Genomic DNA, 3,814 nt, shown 5'->3' on the forward strand with positions numbered 1-3,814 from the left:
CGATGAGCAAACACATAGCTATCCACGATCGCCTAGGTGTAAAATAATCGTTTGTACAGTATTCAACAAGCCTGGGACTTCCCTGGAGGTGTGATTGTCGAGGTTTATTTTAAAGGTTCTCTGGCTGGAAGAGAACGTAGCACTAGCGGTTGACCAAGTAGTAGGCAAAGGCACCAGCCCTCTGACATCTTACTTTTTTTGGCCTCGGAACGATGCTTGGGAACAGCTAAAAAATGAGTTGGAAGCCAAGCATTGGATTACCGATCAAGAGCGCGTCGCGTTGCTCAACAAAGCGACAGAAGTGATTAACTACTGGCAAGAAGAAGGCAAACGCCGTTCTATGTCTGATGCTCAGGCAAAATTTCCAGAAGTTGCCTTCACAGGTAGTGCTTAAGAATTCTCCTGTGCATCTGCCAGAGTTTAATGCTTTTGTCCTGCTGCCAAAGCACTTCGGAGTTGAGCAAGAGAGATAAGCTAACCTTTATGTGACTAAAGAGGGTAGCAATTTCTTTTCTAGGGCTAGACTTTCCTGCTTAGCAACTGGCGATCGCTCATTTTTGTAAAGGACGTATTGTTCCTGTCACCCTGAAGCGGTGGGACAATCGGTATGTCGCTAAAACAATCCGAAAATAGAAAAACCCGTTTTCTGAGAAGAAAACGGGTTTTTCTATGACTACCTCTATACCAATCTCTAGAATCTTGCAATTGGCGCTATTCTTGCCGATAGCTAATCGGTTTTTGTGCCGATTTACCATTTGCCGCGGCTACACTGGTGCGTCCGGTAATACTGCGGAAATAAATGCCCCCAATAGTCAGCAAAAACAGCAGGTAACTGACTGCTTGAACGACGTAGAGCTTATCGGTATATCCGAACAAGGCGCTAAAAAGTAGGCCAGGAAACTTGTCATCGGGAAAAATTTGGGTCGTATTCCAAACGATTGGTCCCAAAATACAAGAGGGATTTTTAGCAAACCGTTCGTAGTAGAAACACAAAGCTTCTGACTTCCGATCCATTTGAGCTAATGTAGCAATCGCTGAGTCAAAATGGCTCAACGAGGATACGACTAAACCTGCAACAACTAGGATCAATAAAACGCCCATCACCTGGAAAAATAGGCGGATATTAATCCGAATTCCCCACTTGAATAAAGCAACACCAATCCCAGCAGCAACTCCTAAGCCAGCCAAGGCACCCAAAGCTGGAATTAAACCTTGTTGAAATTTGGCAAGGATAAAGAGAACCGTTTCAAAACCTTCCCGCAGAACTGCGATGAAAATTAGGCTGAAAATACCCCAACCAGAACCCCCTTTTTGCCTCAGAGCCGATGTAACGGCTCCTTCGACAGATGCTTTCATCGAGCGTGCCTGTTGAGTCATCCAGATGAGCATCCAGCTGAGCATCGCGATCGCGATTACACTAAATACACCCTCCAGAAGTGGCTCCAGCACGGGTGCAAAGGGTTGATTGGATTTCGAGAGCGCTTGAGCTATCCAGGCTAACAGAACGCCTACTACGGCACTGGCGGCAAGCCCAGCCCCAACACCCGCATAAACCCAAGGATTCAGGGAACTCTGCTTGGCTTTTTTCAAGCAAGCCAGCACGATCCCCACAACGAGGGCGGCTTCAACGCCTTCTCGGAGGGTGATCGCAAAGGTAGGTAGCGCAGAACTAAAATCCATGACGATTGGTAATTGGTAGTAAGCAATTGGGAAAAAGTTGTAGAGGCCAGAGTTTATCTCATCTGAGTTTTGAGTTTTGAGCGATCGCGGTTATTGCACCAGTGAGGTACGCCAAAATTCACGATTATCAAGCTTTTCAGTTTTGAGAATGTACCTCACATAATCGAGAACCGCAATTAGAACTTTCTTCTAGCTCAAAGCTCAACATTTAAAACTCAAAACTCTGCTTACCCATTACCCATTAGCTAAAGTCACGCAACATCTTTTTGATTTCTATGGTGTGCATTTCTTCAGTGCCAATCATCGTGCGGGCAAATTCTTCCAAGTAAATGCTGGCATCTGCAACCGTGTCTAGCAAGGTTTTATAGAGGTCTAGCGCTTTCTTTTCATGATTGAAGCTTTCCCGCAAAATGTCCTGCACCGAATGTTTATAAGTCTCCTCAATGGGAGCAATTCGTAGGCTAGGATGTCCCTCTAAACCTGTCAGAATTTCTCCCGCTTGTTGGGCATGGGTCAGAGACTCAGTTGCCTGCAATTTGAAAAATTCCACAATCGGAATTCGATTGGGGCCAATTACCATCAAGGAATAATGGGTATAACGCACCACTCCTGCCAGCTCAAATTCCATGATGGTGTTCAGCAGGTCAATAGTCTTTTTTTGGTCAAGCTCTTTCATGCTTTCGGTGATGTCCTAGATTGGTTAACTCTTCGCGATCGCAGTTTGAGCGTTCTTCTCAATTGTCTTGATTAGCTGGTTTACTTCCTCCGGAGTCTTTACGGGTGCAGCCGGGGGAATGGCGGAGGGCCAAGCAGTTTTCAACTGGGTCATGCTGTCTGCGATCGCTTTGTGGGCTTCCGGATTTTCTTTAACCATTTTATCGGCGATCCCTTTATACAAAGTGTCGGCGTAGTTAACAAACCCCCGCGAGTCTTGATACTCAATCGCAGCGGAGATTTTGCCGTTAGCGATCGCGGCTCCATATTCTGCATTCGCCGCATCCAGCAACCCGTTGATCGTCTGTAGCACAAATTTTGGAGACTGGCGTTGGGTTTCGGGTAAAGCCTGAATTGCCGCGTCCACAGCCTCTGTGGACTGAGCGAAACTCGTTTTCACGCTGGCATCCTTGGGTTTGGACTTTATTAAATCTTGCAGGCCAATCAAAGTTGTCTTAAATTCTTTAACGTTGCGTTCCTTGAGTTGGTCTTCCACATCCACGTAGATTTCTTCTACCGGGTGTCCAATATGAGGTTCGGCTTGGTCGGGTTTTTGTTGATCCAGAAGTTCTCTGGCAACCAAGAGATGACCTTTCATTAAGCCTAACTTGGTCATATAATCAACGTCTTTGGCTTCCCCAGTTAGCACCACATCCTGAATCGTGACCATGTCTTTCACTTGGTCATATTGCTCCTGGCTAATTACTTTTTTGGTGACTAATTCCTCAGGACTGCCGTAGGGACGACTTGCTTGAATTTTATTAGACAGTGCTGGAATGCCTAATTTTGCTTCTAATTTGTCTAACTCGGAGAGAATAGCCGTGTTAATGTTGATTTGCTTACCACTACTGTGATTGTGAGCAGCCGTTTCTGTGGTACTTGCAGGGGAAGAAGCTGCGGTCGAGGGACTCGCTGCTGGGGATGCGGTGTTGTCGGTGGTTGGGGCATTCCCACAGCTGGTGAGAGCGATTAAACCAGCGATCGCCACGGTATAAGATAAAGACCGAAAAGAAGGCATCATTGAAGAGTTTTGAGACATTTTTTTATTCAGATTCCGGGGTTTATTATCTAGTAGTTGCAAAACTATATCAACTACTTTTTGCGAAAATTTCTACTAAGCGGAACCCATTACTTCAAACTGACCCATACAACCGTGTTCTGCCATCTCATCCTGATGGGGATGAAACATATATTTCCCCGGGTACCGGAAGGAAAATTCTAAGATATGCCGCTCAGCGGTACCCATCGTGATGACATCTGTTTCTTCGCTGGGAGTTAGAGTACGCCCAGTGCGATACACCTGAAACATATTGGCGTGCAGGTGAAACGTCGCCGCTACATCGAACTCAATCATGTTCAGAACGTATAGGCGAATCAGTTGATTCTGGTAAATCGGGATCGGGTGCATCATGTAATAGTC

5 protein-coding genes are annotated in these 3,814 nt (G+C 46.0%); 1 reads left to right on the top strand and 4 read right to left on the bottom strand.

Annotated features, from left to right (window positions below; genetic code table 11):
- The first annotated feature begins 94 nt into the window (after positions 1-94).
- The gene (locus H6F50_RS15650) at positions 95-394 is read left to right on the top strand and encodes a 30S ribosomal protein PSRP-3 (RefSeq protein ID WP_190410816.1); all 300 of its coding nucleotides are present in this window, start codon (positions 95-97) and stop codon (positions 392-394) included.
- A gap of 317 nt (positions 395-711) precedes the next feature.
- Here H6F50_RS15650 and H6F50_RS15655 read toward each other — a convergent pair whose 3' ends face one another.
- The 4 genes from H6F50_RS15655 to H6F50_RS15670 all read right to left on the bottom strand — a co-directional run.
- Positions 712-1,680 carry an FTR1 family protein gene (locus tag H6F50_RS15655; RefSeq protein ID WP_190429405.1) on the bottom strand — a complete coding sequence of 323 codons (969 nt, stop codon included), beginning with the start codon at positions 1,678-1,680 and terminating at the stop codon, positions 712-714.
- A gap of 241 nt (positions 1,681-1,921) precedes the next feature.
- Positions 1,922-2,356, bottom strand: a complete 435-nt coding sequence (locus tag H6F50_RS15660; RefSeq protein ID WP_190410818.1) for a ferritin-like domain-containing protein — start codon at positions 2,354-2,356, stop codon at positions 1,922-1,924.
- A 24-nt stretch (positions 2,357-2,380) separates the two neighbouring features.
- Positions 2,381-3,412 (bottom strand): helix-hairpin-helix domain-containing protein, encoded by a 1,032-nt coding sequence (locus H6F50_RS15665; protein WP_190429407.1) that lies wholly within the window; start codon positions 3,410-3,412, stop codon positions 2,381-2,383.
- 96 nt (positions 3,413-3,508) lie between these two features.
- On the bottom strand, positions 3,509-3,814 hold a 306-nt coding region (locus H6F50_RS15670; RefSeq protein ID WP_190429406.1), incomplete at its 5' end, for a multicopper oxidase domain-containing protein.

It is taken from the genome of Coleofasciculus sp. FACHB-712 (assembly GCF_014695635.1).
Lineage (GTDB): Bacteria > Cyanobacteriota > Cyanobacteriia > Cyanobacteriales > FACHB-T130 > FACHB-T130.

Coding starts and splice junctions, on each gene's coding strand:
- H6F50_RS15655 (WP_190429405.1), bottom strand. CDS start 1,680: ATGGATTTTAGTTCTGCGCTACCTACCTTTGCGATCACCCTCCGAGAA.
- H6F50_RS15660 (WP_190410818.1), bottom strand. CDS start 2,356: ATGAAAGAGCTTGACCAAAAAAAGACTATTGACCTGCTGAACACCATC.
- H6F50_RS15665 (WP_190429407.1), bottom strand. CDS start 3,412: ATGCCTTCTTTTCGGTCTTTATCTTATACCGTGGCGATCGCTGGTTTA.